The organism is Streptomyces sp. NRRL F-5755 (assembly GCF_001279365.1).
GTDB classification, from domain to species: domain Bacteria; phylum Actinomycetota; class Actinomycetes; order Streptomycetales; family Streptomycetaceae; genus Streptomyces; species Streptomyces rimosus.
This window is the reverse complement of sequence record NZ_LGCW01000173.1, coordinates 58,888-78,167: the sequence shown is the minus strand read 5'-3', so window position 1 is coordinate 78,167 and position 19,280 is coordinate 58,888. Positions and strand designations below refer to the sequence as shown.

The window sequence follows — 19,280 nt, the reverse complement described above, 5'->3', positions numbered from 1 at the left end:
GGCGGGGGATTGGACGCTGTGCGGGGGCCCCGGCTTGGGCGCGCGGCTGCTCCCCGAACCCGTCCCCCGGGCCCCGGACGGCTCCCCCCTGATCACGGACCCCCCCCTCCCGCCCCGCCTCCACCCCCACGCCCAGCGCGCCGTCCGCCGCTGCCCCGCCCTCGCCCTGCGCCTGGAGAAGCCCTGAGCGGCCGGGCGTCACCGGGCCGTCCGGCGGCGGGCCGAGGCGTTCCGGAAACGCCCCTCGCCCGGCGCATGCCCATGCCAAGCTGATCACCTGGACGGACACCACACCCCCGCCGCCGTGTGGCGCAAGCGCACCGACTCCTCCGGTCTCGCCGAACCGCGTGTCCTCATCCGCGTATTCGTGGAGCCGGGCGGGCTGGACGCGAGCATCGCGTTCTACGAGCGCCTGCAGGACCGCGAGGCGGACGCCCGGTTCTCCTTCCCCGCCAAGAACCTCCGGCTGGCGACGGTCGGCGCCTTCCTGCTCATCGAAGGCGGCGAGGAGGACCTGCGCCCCTTCCGCTCCACCGTCGGCACGCTGCTGGTGGACGACGTACGCCCGTACCACGAAAAGCTCGTCGCCGAAGGGGCGGAGATCATCTTCCCGCTCCAGGAGGTACCGACCGGGGCCGCGTTCAACGCCCGGCACCCGGACGGCACGGTCGTGGAGTACGTCCACCACCGGCCGACCCCGGACGGCCACTGACCCCGCGGACCGCGGAAGCACCGGGAAACGAAAGATCCCGCCCGGTCGCATCGACCGGGCGGGATCTCGTGGACTCCGTGAGCTGACTCACCGTCGTCCTGCTGTGGAGCTAAGGAGAATTGAACTCCTGACCTCCTGCATGCCATGCAGGCGCTCTACCAACTGAGCTATAGCCCCTTGCTTGGTCCGCCGCGGTTTTCCTTCCGGCTCCCCGCTGCGGCATCGCCTACATTACACGGACCTCCCCGCCTTCTGCCAAATCGATTGTCCGCGGTCCCCTCGGGGCGGCTCGATGTACTGTCGGCGGGCCGTGCCCGATTCGTCCTGGGGAGCTGTACGCCGTGTCCGCGCTGGAGCTGGAACGGTCCGCCGCACCCGGCGGCCGTACCCCGCTGAGGGACTTCGTCCGCCGCCGTCCGCTGCTGATGGCGGCCGTGGGCTGCGCGGTCTCCTTCGCCGCCTTCTGGATCGTGCAGCGGCTGGCGCACGTGACGATGATCGACCTGATGGTCTACCGCGCCGAGGGCTGGACCGCCCGCAACGGCGAGGACCTCTACGACATGGTCGCGACGTCCGCGAACCTGCCCAACACCTACCCGCCCTTCGCGGCGCTGCTGTTCACGCCGCTGACGCTGGTCGGCGTGCCGGAGATGCGCACCCTCGCCACCCTCGGCAACCTCCTGCTGCTGGTGGCGGTCGTGCACCTCGGCCTCCGGCTCGCCGGCCGTCCCCGGCGCATACCCCCGCTCGCCGCTGCGCTCGCCGTGGCCGCGCTGCTGGTCTGGTGCGAGCCGGTGTGGACGACGCTGCGCTACGGGCAGATCAACCTGCTGCTCGCCGTGCTGGTCCTGTGGGACCTGACCCGCAAGGACACCAACCGGTGGGCCGGTGTCGGCATCGGCCTGGCGGCGGGCATCAAGCTCACCCCGGCCCTGTTCGCCGTCTTCCTCGCGCTGGCCGGTCTCGTACGGGGCTGGCAGCGCCTGCGCGCAGGCGCGGGTCCGCGGGGCGCGTGGAACCCCTGGCTGCGGCAGACCGCCGTGGCCTGCCTCACCTTCCTGGGCACCGCGCTGCTGTCCGCGCTCGTGCTGCCGCACGACTCCCGGCGCTTCTGGACGGAGATCATCTTCGCCGCCGACCGGGTCGGCGAGGTCGAGATCACCGCCAACCAGTCGCTGCGCGGCGCGCTGGCCCGGCTGCTGCACACCCATGACCCGGGCCTGTGGTGGCCGGCGGCAGCGGTGATCGTCGCCGTCCTCGGGCTGGCCCTCGCCGCCGGCGCGCTGCTGCGCGGCCGCCGGGCCTGGGCGGCCGTCGCCTGCGCGGTGACCGCCCTGCTGGTCAGCCCGATCTCCTGGTCGCACCACTGGGTGTGGGGCGTGCCGATGCTGATCCTGCTCGGCTCGGAGGCGATGGCCCGCGGCGGCTTCGGCAGCCGCAGCGGCAAGCGGTGGTGGGCGGGGACGCTCGCGATGGGCCTCCTCTTCTGCTCGTACGCCCTCTGGTTCGTGCCGCACCGCTACCACCACCACGAGGAACTCCACCAGAACGGCGGCCAGATGCTGCTGTCCGGCATCTACCCGATCGCCGGACTGGCCTTCCTGGCTCTGACCGCCGTACTGCTGCGACGGGACCGTACGACTCCGTAGGGTTCCCGGCCCTCTCAGTGGCCGTCGTGGCCGTGCCCGCCCGGCAGGTGGTGATGGAACTTCAGCACCTCGCGCGGCATGACGACGAACGGGCGCATCATCCCCGTGTCCTCGTGCTCCAGGATGTGGCAGTGGTACATGAACCGGCCGGTGGCGCCCTGGAAGCGGCCGATCACCTTCACCATCTCGCCCGGCGGGACCTGTATGACGTCCTTCCAGCCCTGGTCACCGGGGGATATCGGCTCCGGGCCGCCGTAGTCGAGCGGGGCGCGGGTGCCGCCGAGATCACGGTCGTACGGGGTGTTCGGGTCGGCTGGGTAGCGGTGCCGGGCCAGCACCTGGAAGTCGACGAGGTGGAGGTGCATCGGGTGGCTGATGCCGCCCAGGTTCAGGAAGCTCCACTGCTCCCAGTCGCCGTAGCGGACCAGGTGGCCGAGCGCGTCGTCGAACATCCGGGCCGTACGGCGGTAGGTGCGGACCGTGCCGCTCGTGCCGCGGATCTGGATGACGCCCTCGGAGGGGATCCGCACCTCCGTCTCGGGGACCTCCCGCATCTCCCACATTTCGGGGTGGTAGTTGCCGACCGCGCCGGGCGGGGTGAGGGCGATGAGCCGGTGCTCGTGGGCGGGCACCGAGCCGTGGGTGAGCCGCTCGAACGACGGTGAGATCACCTGTGGCAGCACGAACGGGTCGGGCACCCGCGCCGCGCCCACCCGGAACTGCATCACGTCCGGATACGCCACCCTGGGGTCCGCGTTGACGAGCCGGAGCGTACGGCCGCGCAGCCGGCCGAAGTCGACCAGCACGTCCAGCCGCTCGGCGGGCGCGACGGGCAGTTCCTCGTCCCCCGGGACCGGGCGCGGCAGCAGCCCGCCGTCGGAGCCGATCTGCCACATCGCGCCCGTCACCGGCACACCGGTGGCGTCGTCCACCAGCCGGAGCCGGAAGGTGCGGCTGTTCGCCGCGTTCAGCACCCGGAAGCGGTACCAGCACGCCTCGACGTCGGCGTACGGCCAGATGATGCCGTTGACGAGGGTGTACGGGCCGACGAAGGGCTGGGTGACGTTCTTGCCCTCCTTGTCCAGTCGCCCGATCAGGGTCTTGTGGAGCAGACGACCCGTCAGGCGGCCCTCGGCGTCCGTGTCGAGGTTGCGGTCCTGGATGACGAGCGGTATCTCCCGCCGCCCGGAGGGCAGATGGAGCATGTCCTCCTCGTCGTCGCGGATCAGGTACATGCCCGTCAGGCCCGCGAAGACGTTCCACCGCGTGATGTCCATGGCGTGGTCGTGGTACCACCAGGCCGTCGCGCGGTGGTCGTTGGGATACTCCGCGCGCTGGGTGTCGCCGGGCAGGACGGCGTTCTCCGACCAGCCGTCGTTGCCGCCGCCGGTCACCGCGCCGTGCACATGCGTGACCGTCCAGGGCGGGAGGGCGGCGACGCCGTCCAGCAACGTGCCGTCCCCGCGGCGGCCCGGCTCGTCGGTCGGCGGCGGCGCGCCGACGGCCTGCTTCGCCTCGAAGGCCGTCACCGGATGGGTGCCGGTGAGGCGGTTGTTCCAGTTGACGCGCAGCCGCCGGCCGCGGCGCACCTCGATCGTCGGGCCCGGATAGTGGCCGTCGTACGCCCACACCTTCGTCGGCGGCAGCTCGGAGTGCAGCCGCACCCAGGTGGTGGTCTGGTCGATGTCGATGCCGCGCAGCGCCTCCTTGCGGCCCGGCCGCAGGACGGGCGGGACACGCAGCGCGTCGATGAAGGGTGTCAGCCCGGCCACGGCCGCCCGCTTGTGCGCGTCGCGGGGCGGATGCGCCGGTGCTTCCCGGACAGGATTGATGGTCATGTCGCTCATGACGCGACCCCCGTAGTGCTTCCCCCGTGCCGCCGGCCGTCTCCGGCGGCAGCTTTCGCCCCGTCAACGCGCCCGCGTTCGTGCGGAGTTCCGCCCTCCCGAAGAAATCGGGGGAAGATTTCGCGCGCCTGCCGCACCACCGGGCCGCGCCCGCCCGCCTACGGAACGTCCCCGCCCGAGATCCGCCCCGCCCGCCCGAGCCCCGCGCCTAGGCCGTGGCGAACGAATAGAAACGCTTCAGCGTGCAGTGCTCGTCCAGCAGCCGCCCGTAGATCGGCTCCCCGTCGAGTTCGCGGTACGTCTCGATGGGGTCGCCCTTTATGACGAGCGCCCGCGCGCACTCCTCGCACCAGTACTGGTAGTCGGCGTTGACCGGCTCCATGTCCCGCACGATCGGCGTTCCGCTGCCGCACCAGTCGCATTTCCTGCTGTGAGCGCCCATCCGTCAGCTCCAGCTGTGGCCGCAGGCCGTACACACGAACGAGATGCCGCCGTTGTCGCCCAGCACCTGGGCCACGTGGGGCGAGCCGCAGGAGGGGCACTGGAGGACGGCGCCGGCCGTGCCGCACACGGCGCCGGCGGGCCGGGCGTCATGGCTGGGGCGGGGCGCGGTCTCCGGCAGCGGGCCGGATCCCCGGGCCGCGGGCGCGGCGTACGGGTCCTCGACCTCCTCCATGATGCTCGTGGGCATCGCGTCCTCTCCTCCCCTGCCGGCGCCGTCCGAATTCTGCCACGGACCGCCGACCGGGTCAGTCCCGCTGCCGTGGCGGCTTCGATCAGCACACCGCCGCTGCCGGGCATCTGGATACGCAATGATCCCGCCTCCCTGAGCGGGAGACGGGATCATCCGAGGTGTGGAGCTAAGGAGAATTGAACTCCTGACCTCCTGCATGCCATGCAGGCGCTCTACCAACTGAGCTATAGCCCCGGGTCTTGTTCCGCTCCTCCGGGGTTTTCCCTGGCGGCGCCGCGAACAAGAAGAACTTTAGCCTGCGACCTGCCCAGATGTGAAATCCGGTCCCTCCGGGCCGCCGGCGGGGCGGTCCGCGGGGCCTCGCCGCGGCCCGCGGGAGGCCCGCTCAGGTGTCGTCGCCGAGCACCGGCTCCGGCAGCGTGCCGGCGTTGTGCTCCAGCAGGCGCCAGCCGCGTGCGCCCTCGCCGAGCACGGACCAGCAGCAGTTCGACAGGCCGCCCAGCCCCTCCCAGTGGCGGGACTCCAGCCCCAGCAGCCGCCCGATGGTCGTACGGATCGTGCCGCCGTGGCTGACCACGACCAGGGTGCCGCCGTCCGGCAGCTTGTCCGCGTTGCGCTCCACGACGGGGGCCGCGCGGTCGGCCACCTCGGTCTCCAGCTCGCCGCCGCCGCGCCGCACGGGCTCGCCGCGCTTCCACGCGGCGTACTGCTCGCCGTACCGCTCCACGATCTCCTCGTGGGTCAGGCCCTGCCAGGCGCCCGCGTACGTCTCGCGCAGCGCTTCGTCGTACGTGATCTCCAGGCCGGTGACGGCCGCCAGCTCACCGGCCGTGGCGGTGGCGCGGCGCAGGTCGGAGGCGATGATCGCGTCCGGTTCGAGGGCCGCGAGAAGCCGGGCGGCGCGGCGCGCCTGCGCCAGGCCCTCCTCGGTCAGCTCGATGTCGGTGGTGCCCTGGAAGCGGCGCTCCAGGTTCCACGCCGTCTGGCCGTGGCGCCACAGGACTATGCGGCGGCCCCGGCCGCCCTTGGTGCCGTTCAGCTCAGCTCTCCGTCCTGCTCGGCCGCGGTGGCCTCGGCGTGCGCTGCGGCCTTGCCGCGGGTGGCCTTGGCCTCCTCGGGCAGGTCCAGCTCGGGGCAGTCCTTCCAGAGCCGCTCAAGGGCGTAGAAGACGCGCTCCTCGCTGTGCTGGACGTGGATGACGACGTCCACGTAGTCGAGCAGCACCCAGCGGGCCTCGCGGTCGCCCTCGCGGCGCACCGGCTTGGCGCCCAGGTCCTTGTTCAGCCGCTCCTCGATCTCGTCGACGATCGACTTGACCTGGCGGTCGTTGGGGGCCGAGGCCAGCAGGAACGCATCGGTGATCGAGAGCACGTCGCTGACGTCGTAGGCGATGATGTCGTGCGCGAGCTTGTCGGCGGCCGCCTGCGCGGCGGCCTGGATGAGCTCGATGGAGCGGTCGGTGGCGGTCACAATCCAGCTTTCGGGATCGGTGGTCAGGTACCCACCAAGGGTCTCACGGACCGCCGACACTCCCGCCGGACTTTACGGGCGGGGGCCCGCTGCCGAGACGCCGCCCGTATACGGGGCCCGGCCGGGCCGGGGCGGCCGGACCCGTCGTCCGTACCGCGCCCCGCCCGGCCCTCAGCCCTTGTAGTCCTGCCCCAGGACGATCGTCACGTCCGCGTTCGGGGCGGCCTTGCCCTGCTTGACCGCGCCGGCCGGCAGGCCCAGCGTCTTGGCGGCCTCCTCGGCCTTCGCCTTCTGGGCGGCGTCCGCGTACGTCACCTCGGAGGCGGGCTTCGCCGCCGCCGTACCGCCGTCGACGAACGAGTAGCCGCCGTTGACCAGGGCGATCCGCGCCTTGTCGGTCGCCTCCTTCTTGCCGGTGGCGTTCTGGACGCTGATCCGGGCGGTGGCGCTGGGGTCGGTCTTCTTGAGGGTGCCGCCGAGCACCTCCTTGACCACGCCGTCCGCCGCCTGCTTGCCGAGCGTCCCGTCCGGCTGCACCGGCAGCAGAGTGGTCCCGTAGGCGCCGGACTTCGCCAGCTCGGCCCGCTGGGCGAGCGAGCTGCCCAGCTCCGCCTCGGTGAGCGGCGGGTCCAGGACCTGGAGGAGCGACTTCACGGTGGCCGTCGCGCCGTCCGCGTCGCTGGAGACCTTCTTCAGGGTGGCCTGCATCACCTGTCCGAAGCGCTCCAGCTGCTTGGTCTGCGGCTCGCCGGGCGCCTGGTAGGTGGCGTACGCGACGGCCGCCTGGCCGTTCAGCTCCTGCGCCTTGCCCTGCTTGACCAGCGGATTGTCGCCCTTCTTGGCCCCGGGCACGGTGGCGTCGGTGTCCACCGTGATGCCGCCGGTCGTCTCGACCAGGTTCTCCAGGTACGGGGTGTCCAGCCGCCAGCTGGCCTTGATGTCGGCACCGAACAAGGTGTTCAGGGCCTCCCTGGTGGGGTCGATGCCCTGGTCCTTGACGGACTTGGCCAGGGTGGTGGACCCGCCGTCCTCGGTGGAGACCGCGAGGTTGTTGGGCAGCAGGACGGTGGTGCCCTTGTGGGCGCCCTCGTTGTCCACCAGGAGCGCGGTGCTGCTGTTGCCCTTCGGGTCCTTCAGGTGCACGACGAGCACGTCGCGCTTCTGTCCGGCGGCCCCGCCCTCCTTGCCCGCCCCGGCACCCGAGAGGCCGGGCAGTTTGCCCGCCCACCACAGGTAGCCGACGCCGCCGACGAGCAGCAGGACCAGCAGCACTATCAGCATGACCTTGCGGCTGCGCCCGCGCCGCTTGGCCTCCTCGCGCCGCTCGGTGCGGCTCTCGGTGAACTTGAGCCAGTCGATGACGTCTTCCGAGTCCTCGGCCGGCTCCTCGATGAAGGAGAACTGCTCGGTGCGGTAGTCCGGGGCACCGTCGGGGCCCTGGGACGCCGCCCGGTCCGCGGTGTCCGCCGTCCGGCCGCGCGGCGCCCGGTCACCGGTCTCCTGGGCGGGCGACTGGGCGTGCGACTGGACGGGCTGCTGAGCAGGCTGCTGGGCGGGCTGTCCGTACGGCTGCTGCTCCGGCTCCTGGTAGGAGACCTGCTCGTACGACGGCTGCGCCGACTGCTGCGGAATCCACCCCTGCTGCTGTTGCTGCTGGTGCGGCATCTGCTGCTGTTGCTGATGGACCTGCTGGGGGTTGCCGTACGGGTCGTACTGCTGGCCGTACTGCTCCTGGGGCGCCTGCTGGTGGCCGTACGGGTCGTAGCCGTACCCCTGCTGTCCCGACCCCTGCTGCCCAGGGATCTGCGGCCCGGCGCCCGGCTGCCCGCCGTGCTGCTGGCCATAAGGGTCGTACGGAGCCTGGCCGCCATACGGGTCGTAGCCCACCGGCTGCCCGTACTGGTCGTACGCGACCTGCTGCGGCGCCTCCTGGTAGAGCGGCCGCCCGTAGGCGTCGTAAGCGTACGGCCGGCTTTGCTGCGGCGCTTGCTGTCCCTGCTGCTCCTGGTGGGCATACGGGTCCTGCGGCACGTACGGGTCCTGTCGGTCGTTCACCGGTGCCCCTTTCCGTGAGCCCCGTCGGCGGTCGTCGTCGGCGGCCGTCGTCAGCGGATGTCAACGGCCGTCGTGGCCGGCCGGGTCCTCGCGGTACAGCTCGCGCTTGTCGATGTAGCGCACGACACCGTCCGGAACCAGGTACCAGACCGGATCCCCCTGGGCGACGCGCGCCCGGCAGTCGGTCGAGGAGATGGCCAGGGCCGGCACCTCGACCAGGGACACCGCCCCTTCGGGCAGCCCGGGGTCGGCGAGTATGTGCCCGGGCCTGGTCACCCCGATGAAGTGGGCGAGCGAGAACAGCTCCGGCGCGTCGTGCCAGGTCAGGATCTGGCCGAGCGCGTCGGCGCCGGTGATGAAGAAGAGGTCCGCGTCACGGTGCTGCTGGTGCAGCTCGCGCAGCGTGTCGATGGTGTAGGTCTTGCCGCCGCGATCGATGTCGATGCGGCTGACGGAGAACTGCGGGTTGGACGCGGTCGCGATGACCGTCATCAGATACCGGTCCTCGGCCGGGGACACCGTCTTGTGGCTCTTCTGCCACGGCTGCCCCGTCGGCACGAAGATGACCTCGTCGAGGTGGAACTGGCTGGCCACCTCGCTGGCGGCGACCAGGTGTCCGTGATGGATCGGGTCGAACGTTCCGCCCATCACTCCGAGCCGCCGCTTCACGGGCCCTGTCTGCTCTCCCATGCGTGCAGACCCTACTGGGCGCTGCGCGGTGCCGGGTGCCGCCCTCAGCGGTCCCGGTTGAAGCGGGTGGTGATCCACAGCAGGAGAAGCAGGGCAATCAGGGCGCCGCCACCCGTGACGAACGGGCTGAGGCTTTCGTGGCCGCCCCCCTCCTGACCGCCTTCGGCGAGGGTGACCAGGTGCTGTGCGGTGGTGTGCAGGCTCATCGTCGGCTAGGCCAATCCAGGATGGGTTCGGACAGAGACTTCCGCCACATCGTATGCGTGAGCCCGCCCGCGGCTCACGCCGACTCCGCCGGGAGGGCGCTCGCACGCCCGTGCGCGCGGGTGTGCGCGGTGCCCGCCCCGGCGGGCGAACGGACGAACGGGCGGAGGGACGGGACGGTCCGGTCAGCGGCGGTCGTCGCCGTTGCCGTCCCTGTCGTCCTTCCCGTAATTGCGCAGCAGGACCCACGCGAGGAACACCGCGCCGAGAATGCCGACGATCAGGACGGTGCGCAGGACCCAGCCCGGCCCGTCGTTCTTCGAGGTCTCCGCCGCGGCGGCGAGCAGCACGCTCGTGTTCGGCATGAGTCAAGCGCTCCCTTTGTACGGGCATGTGGGCATCTGCGCGCCCCTGGTGCGCTCGCCAGCGTACGCCTGGGCATCCAAACCGCTGTCAGTGGCGTCCTCTAGTCTGAATCACACGCAGTCGAACAGGGGGAGGCCCCAATGACGGAGAGCCCAGGCGGCAGCGAGCGCGTACCGAGCCGGGACCGCAGGCGGTTCCCCGGGATCTCGTCCCGCGCCTACGAGCACCCGGCGGACCGCTCCGCGCTCGTGGCCCTGCGCAAGCTGAGCGGGTTCGACACCGTCTTCAAGACGCTCAGCGGCCTGTTGCCGGAGCGCAGCCTGCGGCTGATGTTCCTGTCGGACTCGGTGCGGGTCGGCGACCAGCAGTTCGCGCACCTCAACGACATGCTGCGGGACGCGTGTTACATCCTGGACCTGGAGAAGGTCCCGCCGATGTACGTGACCCAGGACCCCCAGCCGAACGCCATGTGCATCGGCCTGGACGAGCCCATCATCGTCCTGACCACCGGCCTGGTCGAGCTGCTCGACGAGGAGGAGATGCGCGCGGTCATCGGCCACGAGGTCGGCCACGCGCTGTCCGGCCACGCGGTCTACCGCACCGTCCTGCTGTTCCTGACCAGCCTCGCGCTGAAGATCGCCTGGATTCCGCTGGGCAACGTCGCGGTGATGGCGATCGTGACGGCGCTGCGCGAGTGGTTCCGCAAGTCGGAGCTGTCGGCGGACCGGGCGGGACTGCTGGTCGGGCAGGACCTGCAGGCGTCCATGCGCGGTCTGATGAAGCTGGCCGGCGGCAACCACCTGCACGAGATGAACGTGGACGCGTTCCTCCAGCAGGCCGATGAGTACGAAGCCGGCGGCGACCTGCGCGACTCCGTCCTGAAGGTGCTGAACATGCTCCCGCGCAGCCACCCCTTCACCACCGTGCGCGCCGCCGAGCTGAAGAAGTGGTCCGCCAGCCGCGACTACCAGCGCATCATGGACGGCCACTACCCGCGCAAGGAGGAGGACAAGGACACCTCGGTCTCCGACTCCTTCCGCGAGTCCGCCGCGCACTACGCCGAGTCGGTGCGTACGAGCAAGGACCCGCTGATGGGCCTGGTGCGCGACATAGCCGGCGGCGCCGGCGACCTGGGCGGCAAGCTGCGGGACACGGTCTTCCGCGGCGGCTCCCGGCCCGGCGGCCCGGGCGGCGCCAACGGCACCGGCGGTACGGACGGCCCGGACGCCGGCGGCCCGGAGGGCCCGAGCGGGCGCTGACGGCCGGGAAGGCGAGGGCCCGGCCGGGCGCTAACCGTCCGCGGGGGCCGGGCCCGGCTGGGCGCCGGGCGCCAGCTTCCCGCACAGGCCCGTGTTCGTCCGGCCACGGGCGTACGGATCGGTGCCCTCGGGCCCGGTGTCCGCGGCGCGCTGCCCGGCGAGCAGCGGGCGCAGTTCGCTCGCCGCGCCGGCGGAGCAGGACATCGGCCCGGCCTGGAGGTTGCTCTGCAGCACCTCCAGGCGGTGGTCGTTCAGGTCGTCGCGCCCGATGCGGAAGCGCAGGTCGCGGCGGACGGTGAACAGTGAGGCGGCGGCGCTCCGTTGGCCCGCCGCGCCCTTCGCGGCGGCCGGGCGTACCGCGTAGGCGAAGGTGAAGTCGGCGCTGACCTCCAGCGCGTCCGCACCGACCTCGGTGGCCGAAAGCGTGCCGCTCACCCGTACGTTCGGATCGGCCAGCTCCACCCGGGCCGGGTCGAAGCGGGTCAGCCAGCCGGTGGCCGCGTGCCGCCCGTCGTCGGCCGGATGCGCGAGGCTCCGGTCGAACTGGTCGAGCTGGCTGGGTTTGAGCAGCAGTCCCACCGGCCGTACGGACCCGCCCGTCAGGGTGGCCGGGTCGATCGAGGAGCGCACGAGGTAGTCCTTGACGATGGACAGGGCGGAGACGACCTGGCCGTCGGAGAAGTGCTCGGTGCGGCCGACGGCGGGCAGGTTCACGCCCGCCGCGCCGACGCGGTACTGCGCGGCCGGGCTGCGCGCGAAGAGGTCCGCCGCCGTGCCGCCCGGCACGGCGCCGGCCGGCGCCAGCGGCACGACCGTGGACCGCAGCGGCTCGGCCGCCATCGGCTCGGGCGGCCGGTACGGATGCCGGATGCCCATGTAGATCGCGGTGCCGAAGGCGAGGACGATCAGCAGGGCGAGGATGACGGCCTGCCGGGCGCCACCGAGCCGGGCCCAGGCGTGCCGGGTGCGTACGGCCCGTGCGTGGTCCCCCATGCGTTCCCTCGCGGAGTACTCCTGAAGGCGTGCAGCCCGTACAAACGATTCGTCGAAGACGACGGATCGGTATTCGTCCTCTCCGCCTCCCGCGGCGCCCTCGGGGGTCCCTTCGGGAGGGTCACCAGCACCGGCCATACCCCAAGAGTAGGTCTGCGGGGCCGTCGGTAAACGCCCTGGTACGGGACAAGTTCGGCGGGCCGTTACGGAGCCGCGCCACCCACTTGCGGCGCGCCGGGGCGCGGTCGCGACCGCCCGGCACGCCGGGCGCGGTCAGCGGGCGCGGGGCGTGGCCGGTACGGGCGGCGCCTCCGAGGCGGCCGAGGCGGACGCCGAGGGCAGGACGCTGGGGCGGACGGTCGGCGGGCCGTCCACGCCGCTGGTCGCGGGCGGTGGTGCCGGATTCTGGGTGCGCCCCCCGGAGGCGCCCCGGTAGACCGCGGAGAAGGCCAGCGCGACCAGCCCGATTCCCATGATCACGGCGAGTACCCAGGCCACCGGGCGGTGCCAGCGGACGCTGGAGCGGTACGGGCGCAGGGCGCCGCCGTACGGGCCGTACGGGCCATAGGGGCCGTACGCGTCCGGGTCGGCGGTCGCGTGGGCGCCGGCGGAGCCGCGGCCGGGGCGGCGGCCGAAGCCGCGGGGCCGGCCGTCCGGGTCGTCGGCGTCCGGATCGGTGCCGAACCCCGGGCGGGAACGGGCCGCGTCGGCCTCCGCGCGGGCCCGGGCGGCGGCCAGCATCCGCTCCACCGCGGTGGGTTCGTGGAAGCGCGCGGACCGCACGAAGTCCTCGTCGAGGACCACGGAGGCGAATTCCTCGTCCGCTGCCCCGTGGCTCGGATGGCTGTGCTCGTCGGGCTCCTCGCCGTCCGGGAACGGCTTGCCCCCCACGTCGTCCGGCACCCGTCCAGACTAGCCCCGGGCGGCCGGTCGTGGGCGGGGAGATACGGGAATTCGGCCGCGGCCCGGTGTGCCGCACGCCCGTACCGCCGGGGTGCGGCGCGCTCCCCGCCCGGCCGGTCAGCGCGTGTGGCCGTCCCCCGTGACCACGTACTTCGTCGAGGTCAGCTCCGGCAGGCCCATCGGGCCGCGGGCGTGCAGCTTCTGCGTCGAGATGCCGATCTCGGCGCCGAAGCCGAACTGGCTGCCGTCGGTGAAACGGGTGGACGCGTTCACCGCGACGGTCGTTGCGTCCACGAGCTGGGTGAAGCGGCGGGCCGCCGCCTGCGAGGTGGTCACGATCGCCTCGGTGTGCCCGGAGGACCAGCGGCGGATGTGCGCCACCGCGGCGTCCAGGTCCTGCACGACGGCCGCGGCGATGTCGTACGAGAGGTACTCGGCCGCCCAGTCCTCGTCCGTGGCGGGCGCGACCAGGCCGGGCCCGGCCTGCTGCCAGGCGGTGTCGCCGTGCACGACCACCCCGGCCTGGGTCAGCGCCTCCAGGGCCCGCGGCAGGAACGTCTCGGCGATACCGGCGTGCACCAGAACCGTTTCGGCGGCATTGCACACGCTCGGCCGCTGCGCCTTGGAGTTGATCAGGATGTCCAGGGCCATGTCGATGTCGGCGTGCTCGTCCACGTAGACATGGCAGTTTCCGGTGCCGGTCTCGATCACCGGGACGGTGGACTCCTCCACGACCGTACGGATCAGCGAGGCGCCGCCGCGCGGGATCAGCACGTCGACCAGGCCGCGCGCCCGCATCAGCTCGCGCACCGACTCCCGGCTCTCGCCCGGCACCAGCTGTACGGCGTCGGCGGGCAGCCCGACGCCCGCCACCGCGTCCCGCAGCACCTCGACGAGGACGCTGTTCGTGGCGTACGCGGAGGACGAGCCGCGCAGCAGCACCGCGTTGCCCGACTTCAGGCACAGCGCGGCGGCGTCCACGGTCACGTTCGGGCGGGCCTCGTAGATGATCCCGACGACGCCCAGCGGGACGCGGACCTGCCGCAGGTCCAGGCCGTTGGGCAGCGTGGAGCCGCGCACCACCTCACCCACCGGGTCGGGCAGCGCCACCACGTCCCGGACGTCGGCGGCCATCGCGGTGACCCGCTCCGGGGTCAGGGTGAGCCGGTCCACGAGCGACTCGCCGGTGCCCGCGGCCCGCGCCTTGGCGACGTCACCGGCGTTGGCGGCGACGATCTCCTCCGCACGGGCCACCAGGGCGTCGGCGATGGCGAGCAGCGCGCCGTCGCGCGCGGTGCGCGGCTGCGGCGCCAGGACGGCCGCCGCTTCCTTGGCGCGCCGTGCGGTCTCGATGACGGGTGAGGAGTGCGCTGATTCGCTGGTCATGACGGAAAGCGTAGCCGGGCGGCGGACCGGGACCCGCCGCGTTCCAGTGAGCGAGACGCCGCGGTCCGCCGGGGGCGGCCGGTCCGGCCGGTTCGTCCGCCGGGCCCTTCGTGGTCGGTCCGCCGGGCCCGTAGTGGTCGGTCCGCCACGCCCGGCGCAGTCCGCGATCCGTCCGGCAGGACGCCGCGGTACGACCGCGCCGGGCCCGTCAGGGTCCGGCCACCAGGCCCGTCGCGGATGTGCCGCAGTCCGCCGGGGACCACCGCTCCGGCCGGTTTGTCCGCCACGCCCGTCGCGGTCGGCCCGCCGCACCCGGCGCAGTCCGCGATCCGTCCGGCGGGACGCCGCAGTACGTCCGCGCCGGGCCCGTCACGGTCCGGCCACCAGGCCCGTCGCGGATGTGCCGCAGTCCGCCGGGGACGACCGCTCCGGCCGGTCCGTCCACCGGACCCTTCGTGGCCGGCCCGCCGCACCCATCGCGGTCGGCCCACCGCACCCGTCACAGTCCCCGATCCGTCCGGCGGGACGCCGCGGTACGACCGCGCCGGGCCCCTCAAGGTCCGGCCACCAGGCCCCTCGCAGCCCGCCCGCCAGACGCCACAGCCCACCCGGCCGCCACAACCCGTCCGGCAAGACGCCACAGCCCACCGTGCCCACCACAGCCCACCCACCAGCACTCGCCCCGCCCACCGAGCCCCCCGTCAGTACGGATGCACCCCCATCCGAGCAGCAGGCGGCGGTCCGTAGCCCTCCGCGACCCGCTGGTGGTACGTCTCCCGGTCGATGACCTCCAGGCCCACGATCTCCCACGGTGGCAGCCCGGCCGAGGAGCGGTGCTCGCCCCACAGCCGCAGCGCGACCGCGGCCGCGTCGTGCAGGTCGCGGGCCTCTTCCCAGTAGCGGATCTCGGCGTGGTCGCCGGCGTAGCGGCTGGTCAGCAGGAAGGGATGGTCGTGCGCGAGCTGTTCGAGCGCGCGGCGGACCTCCTGTACGGGGGCCTCGGCCCCCGAGACGCTGAGGGTGACGTGCCACAGCCGGGACGCCTCGCGCCGCTCGCCCGCCGGCCCGCCGTGCGCCGCCGGGCCCGGCCCGGCGCGGTCGTCGTCCGCCGGCCCGCCGGCCTGGACGCTGGTCAGTGCCCGTTCCGCCGTCCCTCGGGGCAGCGCCCCTGGGCGCCCTCGTCTCACCGGCGGCCTCCTGTTGTGCGTAGCGCTCCGCTCGTCCGGGCGGAGCCGATCGATGCGGTCCTCTTCGCCGGTGCCGGCCGCCGCGGGTCGCGCCACCGCGCCGGGACGGCCCGGGCACCGCGGGTGGCGCTGCTCCGGGCCCCGGCCGCGGGCGGTTCCCCGGCAGTGGTCCGGCACTGCTGTGACGTAGCGCGCGCTCGCGCGCGGGACGGCGCTCCCCTGACGCGTCCCCGCAACAAAGTTGACCAGCCCGCGGCCCGTCGCGGGGGCATTTTCGAGAAGGTCTCCGTGGAAAGGCTGGTCTTTGGACCGTTCCCGGCCGGTGTCCGCGCTCCCCGTGACGGGCGTCAGTGGTCCAGTACGACCAGATCGTCGCGGTGCACGACCTCGCGTTCGTAGGCGGGCCCGAGTTCGCGGGCGAGGTCGCGGGTGGAACGGCCGATCAGCCGGGGGATCTCCCGGGCGTCGAAGCTGACCAGGCCGCGGGCGACGGCGCGGCCGGTGGTGTCGCGCAGTTCGACCGGGTCGCCGGCGCTGAACTCCCCCTCCACCGAGGCGATGCCGGCCGGCAGCAGCGAGGAGTGCCGCTCGACGACGGCCGTCACGGCCCCGTCGTCCAGCACCAGCGCGCCGCGCGGGGTGGAGGCGTGCGCCAGCCACAGCAGCCGGTCGGCGGAGCGGCGGCCGGTGCGCAGGAAGTGGGTGCCGGTGGGGCCGCCGGCCAGCGCGTCGGCGGCGTGTACGGCGGAGGTCAGCACGACCGGGATGCCGGCAGCCGCGGCGATCCGGGCCGCCTCGACCTTGGTCACCATGCCGCCGGTGCCGACGCCGGCCCGGCCCGCGCTGCCGATCGAGATGCCCTCCAGGTCGGCCGGGCCGCGTACCTCGGCTATCCGGGAGGTGCCGGGGGTGGCCGGGTCGCCGTCGTAGAGCCCGTCCACGTCCGAGAGCAGGACGAGCAGGTCGGCGCGTACGAGGTGGGCGACCAGGGCGGCCAGCCGGTCGTTGTCGCCGAAGCGGATCTCGTCGGTGGCGACGGTGTCGTTCTCGTTGACGATCGGGACGGCGCCCATCGCCAGCAGCTGGTCCAGGGTGCGGAAGGCGTTGCGGTAGTGGGCGCGGCGGCTGGTGTCGTCGGAGGTGAGCAGGATCTGGCCGACGCGGCGTCCGTAGCGCGCGAAGGAGGCGGTGTAGCGGGCGACCAGCAGGCCCTGGCCGACGCTGGCGGCGGCCTGCTGCCGGGCCAGGTCGCGGGGCCGCCGGTCCAGGCCGAGGGGCGCGAGGCCGGCCGCGATGGCGCCGGAGGAGACCAGCACGATCTCCTTGTCCTGGTGCTTGGCCAGCACGTCCACCAGCGCGTCCACCCGGTCCGCGTCCAGGCCGCCGCTCGCCGTGGTCAGCGAGGACGAGCCGACCTTGACCACGATCCTGCGGGCGTCCGTCACGTCCTGCCTTGCGCCTGCCACTGCTACCCCTGCCTGCTCATGCTCGCCTGTCCCCCGTCGCGTACGGGAGGTTTCCGTACGGACGCCTTCGTACCACCGCGGGAAGGCCCCAGGAGTCCGGCCCGGGGCCTTCCCGTGCGCGCGTTGCGTCCGTCAGAAGGGCCGGAAGCCCTCGTACTCCTGCTCGGCCTCGTCCCGCGCCGCCTCGCGGTCGCGGCGGCGCTGCACGGCCGGGCGGGGCGCCTCCATGCGGTGGTCCTCGCCGCGGCGGCCGAGCATCTCGGCGCCCGCCGCCATCATCGGCTCCCAGTCGAAGACGACCGCGTTGTCCTCGGGGCCGATCGCGATGCCGTCGCCGGCGTGCGCGCCGACCTTGCGCAGCTCGTCCTCGACGCCGAGGCGGTTGAGGCGGTCGGCGAGGTAGCCGACGGCCTCGTCGTTGTTGAAGTCGGTCTGGCGGACCCAGCGCTCCGGCTTCTCGCCCCGTACACGGAAGAAGCCCTCGCCCTCCGGCGTGACCGTGAAGCCCGTGTCGTCCACGGCCTTCGGGCGGATGACGATACGGGTGGCTTCCTGTACGGGCTTGGCGGCGCGGGCCTTGGCCACGATGTCGGCCAGCGCGTACGACAGCTCCTTGAGGCCGGTGCGCGCGACGGCCGAGACCTCGAAGACGCGGTAGCCGCGCTCCTCCAGGTCGGGGCGGATCATGTCGGCGAGGTCCTGCCCGTCCGGGATGTCGATCTTGTTGAGGACGACCACCCGCGGCCGGTTGTCCAGGCCGCCGTACTGCGCCAGCTCCGCCTCGATGACGTCCAGGTCGGAGACCGGGTCGCGGTCGGACTCCAGGGTGGCGGTGTCCAGTACGTGCACCAGCACCTCGCAGCGCTCGACGTGCCGCAGGAACTCCAGGCCCAGGCCCTTGCCCTGGCTGGCGCCGGGGATCAGGCCCGGCACGTCCGCGATGGTGTACACGGTGGAGCCGGCCGTGACCACGCCGAGGTTGGGCACCAGGGTGGTGAACGGGTAGTCGGCGATCTTCGGCTTGGCGGCCGAGAGCACCGAGATCAGCGAGGACTTGCCGGCGCTCGGGTAGCCGACCAGCGCGACGTCCGCGACGGTCTTGAGCTCCAGCACGATGTCGCGGGCGTCGCCGGGCTCGCCGAGCAGCGCGAAGCCGGGGGCCTTGCGGCGGGCGGAGGCCAGGGCCGCGTTGCCGAGGCCGCCGCGCCCGCCCTGGGCCGCGATGAAGGTGGTGCCCTGGCCGACCATGTCGGCGAGCACATTGCCCTTCCGGTCGAGGACGACGGTGCCGTCCGGGACCGGCAGGACCAGGTCCTGGCCGTTCTTGCCGGCGCGGTGGTCGCCGGCGCCCGGCTGGCCGTTGGTGGCCTTGCGGTGCGGGTGGTGGTGGTAGTCGAGGAGCGTGGTGACGTCCTGGTCGACGACCAGGATCACGTCGCCGCCGCGGCCGCCGTTGCCGCCGTCGGGGCCGCCGAGCGGCTTGAACTTCTCGCGCATCACGGAGGCCACGCCGTGGCCTCCGTTACCCGCGGCGACGTGCAGCTCGACGCGGTCCACGAAGGTGGTCATGGTGCGTGCCTCCAGGTACGACGGGAATGTCTCTGTACTAACACGCCAAGGGCGGACCGGCCTTCCCGCGCTGCTGCGGGGTAAGGCGGTCCGCCCTCGGAGTGGTGCTGCTGAGCTATCGCCCGATGCCGAAGTGGTGGGTCACTCGGCGATCGGGACGATGTTCACGACCTTGCGGCCACGGTGGGTGCCGAACTGCACCGCACCGGAGGCCAGGGCGAACAGGGTGTCGTCGCCGCCGCGGCCGACGCCGGTGCCCGGGTGGAAGTGGGTGCCGCGCTGGCGGACCAGGATCTCACCGGCGAGGACGGCCTGACCGCCGAAGCGCTTCACGCCGAGCCGCTGAGCATTGGAATCGCGACCGTTCCGAGTGGACGATGCGCCCTTCTTGTGTGCCATGTCTCCTCAGTCCCTTACTTCGCCGGAGCGTCGATGCCGGTGATCTTCAGCGCGGTGTGCAGCTGGCGGTGGCCGATCCGCTTCTTGTAACCGGTCTTGTTCTTGTACTTCTGGATGCGGATCTTGTCGCCCTTGTGGTGGTCCACGACCTCGGCCTGGACCTTCACGCCGGCCAGCACCCACGGGTCGCTGGTGACCGACTCGCCGTCGACGACGAGCAGCGTCGAGAGCTCGACGGTGTCGCCCGCCTTGCTGTCGGACATGCGGTCAACTTCGATGACGTCGCCAACAGCAACCTTCTGCTGACGGGCGCCGGTGCGCACGATGGCGTACACGCGGAACTCTCTCTCACTCGATACGGGCCCACTGATGCCAGCCGCTCACACGGGTTCGTGACGATCCCGTGGAATCCGGATCGGACGAGCGGCCTC

21 protein-coding genes and 2 tRNA genes are annotated in these 19,280 nt (G+C 72.8%); 4 read left to right on the top strand and 19 right to left on the bottom strand.

Annotated features, from left to right (window positions below):
* Together ADK86_RS40925 and ADK86_RS16735 are read left to right on the top strand one after the other, a co-directional pair.
* Positions 1 to 187 (top strand): ferredoxin (locus ADK86_RS40925; RefSeq protein WP_199834419.1); only part of this gene is annotated, 187 nt, incomplete at its 5' end.
* A gap of 117 nt (positions 188 to 304) precedes the next feature.
* A complete protein-coding gene (locus ADK86_RS16735) occupies positions 305 to 712 on the top strand; it encodes a VOC family protein (protein WP_234345896.1) in 408 nt (135 codons plus the stop codon).
* 104 nt (positions 713 to 816) lie between these two features.
* On the opposite strand, the gene ADK86_RS16730 is transcribed toward ADK86_RS16735, so the two are convergent.
* Positions 817 to 889: transfer RNA gene (locus ADK86_RS16730), tRNA-Ala, on the bottom strand.
* Positions 890 to 1,053: 164 nt separating this feature from the next.
* On the opposite strand from ADK86_RS16730, the gene ADK86_RS16725 reads away from it, so the two are divergent.
* Positions 1,054 to 2,361, top strand: a complete 1,308-nt coding sequence (locus ADK86_RS16725; RefSeq protein ID WP_078952078.1) for a glycosyltransferase 87 family protein — start codon at positions 1,054 to 1,056, stop codon at positions 2,359 to 2,361.
* A 14-nt stretch (positions 2,362 to 2,375) separates the two neighbouring features.
* Here ADK86_RS16725 and phsA read toward each other — a convergent pair whose 3' ends face one another.
* The 10 genes from phsA to ADK86_RS16680 all read right to left on the bottom strand — a co-directional run bounded on the left by phsA (position 2,376) and on the right by ADK86_RS16680 (position 9,686).
* Complete coding sequence (gene phsA / locus ADK86_RS16720; protein WP_053697291.1) at positions 2,376 to 4,208, bottom strand: O-aminophenol oxidase PhsA; 1,833 nt, start codon at positions 4,206 to 4,208, stop codon at positions 2,376 to 2,378.
* A gap of 208 nt (positions 4,209 to 4,416) precedes the next feature.
* Positions 4,417 to 4,650: a hypothetical protein gene (locus ADK86_RS16715; protein WP_004571982.1), complete on the bottom strand. Its 234-nt coding sequence runs from the start codon at positions 4,648 to 4,650 to the stop codon at positions 4,417 to 4,419.
* 3 nt (positions 4,651 to 4,653) lie between these two features.
* A complete protein-coding gene (locus ADK86_RS16710) occupies positions 4,654 to 4,899 on the bottom strand; it encodes a hypothetical protein (RefSeq protein ID WP_030588910.1) in 246 nt (81 codons plus the stop codon).
* Between the two features lie 164 nt (positions 4,900 to 5,063).
* A tRNA-Ala gene (locus tag ADK86_RS16705) sits at positions 5,064 to 5,136 on the bottom strand.
* Between the two features lie 151 nt (positions 5,137 to 5,287).
* Positions 5,288 to 5,941, bottom strand: a complete 654-nt coding sequence (locus ADK86_RS16700) for a histidine phosphatase family protein (RefSeq protein WP_053697290.1) — start codon at positions 5,939 to 5,941, stop codon at positions 5,288 to 5,290.
* Positions 5,938 to 6,372: a ribosome silencing factor gene (rsfS, locus tag ADK86_RS16695; protein WP_030588905.1), complete on the bottom strand. Its 435-nt coding sequence runs from the start codon at positions 6,370 to 6,372 to the stop codon at positions 5,938 to 5,940. The genes ADK86_RS16700 and rsfS overlap by 4 nt, the downstream gene beginning before the upstream one ends.
* 171 nt (positions 6,373 to 6,543) lie before the next feature.
* Positions 6,544 to 8,427 (bottom strand): LCP family protein, encoded by a 1,884-nt coding sequence (locus tag ADK86_RS16690; RefSeq protein ID WP_053697289.1) that lies wholly within the window; start codon positions 8,425 to 8,427, stop codon positions 6,544 to 6,546.
* Between the two features lie 60 nt (positions 8,428 to 8,487).
* Positions 8,488 to 9,117 (bottom strand): nicotinate-nucleotide adenylyltransferase, encoded by a 630-nt coding sequence (gene nadD / locus ADK86_RS16685; RefSeq protein WP_031016281.1) that lies wholly within the window; start codon positions 9,115 to 9,117, stop codon positions 8,488 to 8,490.
* Positions 9,118 to 9,161: 44 nt separating this feature from the next.
* On the bottom strand, positions 9,162 to 9,323 hold the full coding sequence (locus ADK86_RS43810) for a hypothetical protein (RefSeq protein ID WP_004571988.1): 162 nt from the start codon (positions 9,321 to 9,323) through the stop codon (positions 9,162 to 9,164).
* A 183-nt stretch (positions 9,324 to 9,506) separates the two neighbouring features.
* A complete protein-coding gene (locus ADK86_RS16680) occupies positions 9,507 to 9,686 on the bottom strand; it encodes a hypothetical protein (RefSeq protein WP_030631113.1) in 180 nt (59 codons plus the stop codon).
* Positions 9,687 to 9,827: 141 nt separating this feature from the next.
* Between ADK86_RS16680 and ADK86_RS16675 the strand changes: the two genes are divergently transcribed.
* Positions 9,828 to 10,946: a M48 family metallopeptidase gene (locus ADK86_RS16675; RefSeq protein ID WP_053697288.1), complete on the top strand. Its 1,119-nt coding sequence runs from the start codon at positions 9,828 to 9,830 to the stop codon at positions 10,944 to 10,946.
* 30 nt (positions 10,947 to 10,976) lie between these two features.
* Here ADK86_RS16675 and ADK86_RS16670 read toward each other — a convergent pair whose 3' ends face one another.
* The 8 genes from ADK86_RS16670 to rplU all read right to left on the bottom strand — a co-directional run bounded on the left by ADK86_RS16670 (position 10,977) and on the right by rplU (position 19,184).
* Positions 10,977 to 12,077 (bottom strand): hypothetical protein, encoded by a 1,101-nt coding sequence (locus ADK86_RS16670; RefSeq protein WP_053697287.1) that lies wholly within the window; start codon positions 12,075 to 12,077, stop codon positions 10,977 to 10,979.
* Between the two features lie 135 nt (positions 12,078 to 12,212).
* A complete protein-coding gene (locus ADK86_RS16665; RefSeq protein WP_053697286.1) occupies positions 12,213 to 12,842 on the bottom strand; it encodes a hypothetical protein in 630 nt (209 codons plus the stop codon).
* A gap of 117 nt (positions 12,843 to 12,959) precedes the next feature.
* The gene (locus tag ADK86_RS16660; protein WP_267888798.1) at positions 12,960 to 14,540 is read right to left on the bottom strand and encodes a glutamate-5-semialdehyde dehydrogenase; all 1,581 of its coding nucleotides are present in this window, start codon (positions 14,538 to 14,540) and stop codon (positions 12,960 to 12,962) included.
* Positions 14,541 to 14,929: 389 nt separating this feature from the next.
* A complete protein-coding gene (locus ADK86_RS16655) occupies positions 14,930 to 15,415 on the bottom strand; it encodes a hypothetical protein (protein WP_053697284.1) in 486 nt (161 codons plus the stop codon).
* A gap of 347 nt (positions 15,416 to 15,762) precedes the next feature.
* Positions 15,763 to 16,860, bottom strand: a complete 1,098-nt coding sequence (gene proB, locus ADK86_RS16650; protein WP_053697283.1) for a glutamate 5-kinase — start codon at positions 16,858 to 16,860, stop codon at positions 15,763 to 15,765.
* 153 nt (positions 16,861 to 17,013) lie between these two features.
* On the bottom strand, positions 17,014 to 18,450 hold the full coding sequence (obgE, locus tag ADK86_RS16645) for a GTPase ObgE (RefSeq protein ID WP_053697282.1): 1,437 nt from the start codon (positions 18,448 to 18,450) through the stop codon (positions 17,014 to 17,016).
* A 141-nt stretch (positions 18,451 to 18,591) separates the two neighbouring features.
* Positions 18,592 to 18,849, bottom strand: coding sequence for a 50S ribosomal protein L27 (gene rpmA / locus ADK86_RS16640; protein ID WP_003986728.1), 258 nt, complete (start codon positions 18,847 to 18,849; stop codon positions 18,592 to 18,594).
* 14 nt (positions 18,850 to 18,863) lie between these two features.
* The gene (rplU, locus tag ADK86_RS16635) at positions 18,864 to 19,184 is read right to left on the bottom strand and encodes a 50S ribosomal protein L21 (protein ID WP_003986727.1); all 321 of its coding nucleotides are present in this window, start codon (positions 19,182 to 19,184) and stop codon (positions 18,864 to 18,866) included.
* Positions 19,185 to 19,280: the final 96 nt, after the last annotated feature.

Bases quoted from the DNA above. Each gene is read 5' to 3' on its own strand.
- rpmA (WP_003986728.1), bottom strand. From the start codon at position 18,849: ATGGCACACAAGAAGGGCGCATCGTCCACTCGGAACGGTCGCGATTCC.
- obgE (WP_053697282.1), bottom strand. From the start codon at position 18,450: ATGACCACCTTCGTGGACCGCGTCGAGCTGCACGTCGCCGCGGGTAAC.
- nadD (WP_031016281.1), bottom strand. From the start codon at position 9,117: ATGGGAGAGCAGACAGGGCCCGTGAAGCGGCGGCTCGGAGTGATGGGC.
- ADK86_RS16710 (WP_030588910.1), bottom strand. From the start codon at position 4,899: ATGCCCACGAGCATCATGGAGGAGGTCGAGGACCCGTACGCCGCGCCC.
- ADK86_RS16680 (WP_030631113.1), bottom strand. From the start codon at position 9,686: ATGCCGAACACGAGCGTGCTGCTCGCCGCCGCGGCGGAGACCTCGAAG.
- phsA (WP_053697291.1), bottom strand. From the start codon at position 4,208: ATGAGCGACATGACCATCAATCCTGTCCGGGAAGCACCGGCGCATCCG.
- ADK86_RS43810 (WP_004571988.1), bottom strand. From the start codon at position 9,323: ATGAGCCTGCACACCACCGCACAGCACCTGGTCACCCTCGCCGAAGGC.
- ADK86_RS16715 (WP_004571982.1), bottom strand. From the start codon at position 4,650: ATGGGCGCTCACAGCAGGAAATGCGACTGGTGCGGCAGCGGAACGCCG.
- ADK86_RS16675 (WP_053697288.1), top strand. From the start codon at position 9,828: ATGACGGAGAGCCCAGGCGGCAGCGAGCGCGTACCGAGCCGGGACCGC.
- ADK86_RS16670 (WP_053697287.1), bottom strand. From the start codon at position 12,077: ATGGCCGGTGCTGGTGACCCTCCCGAAGGGACCCCCGAGGGCGCCGCG.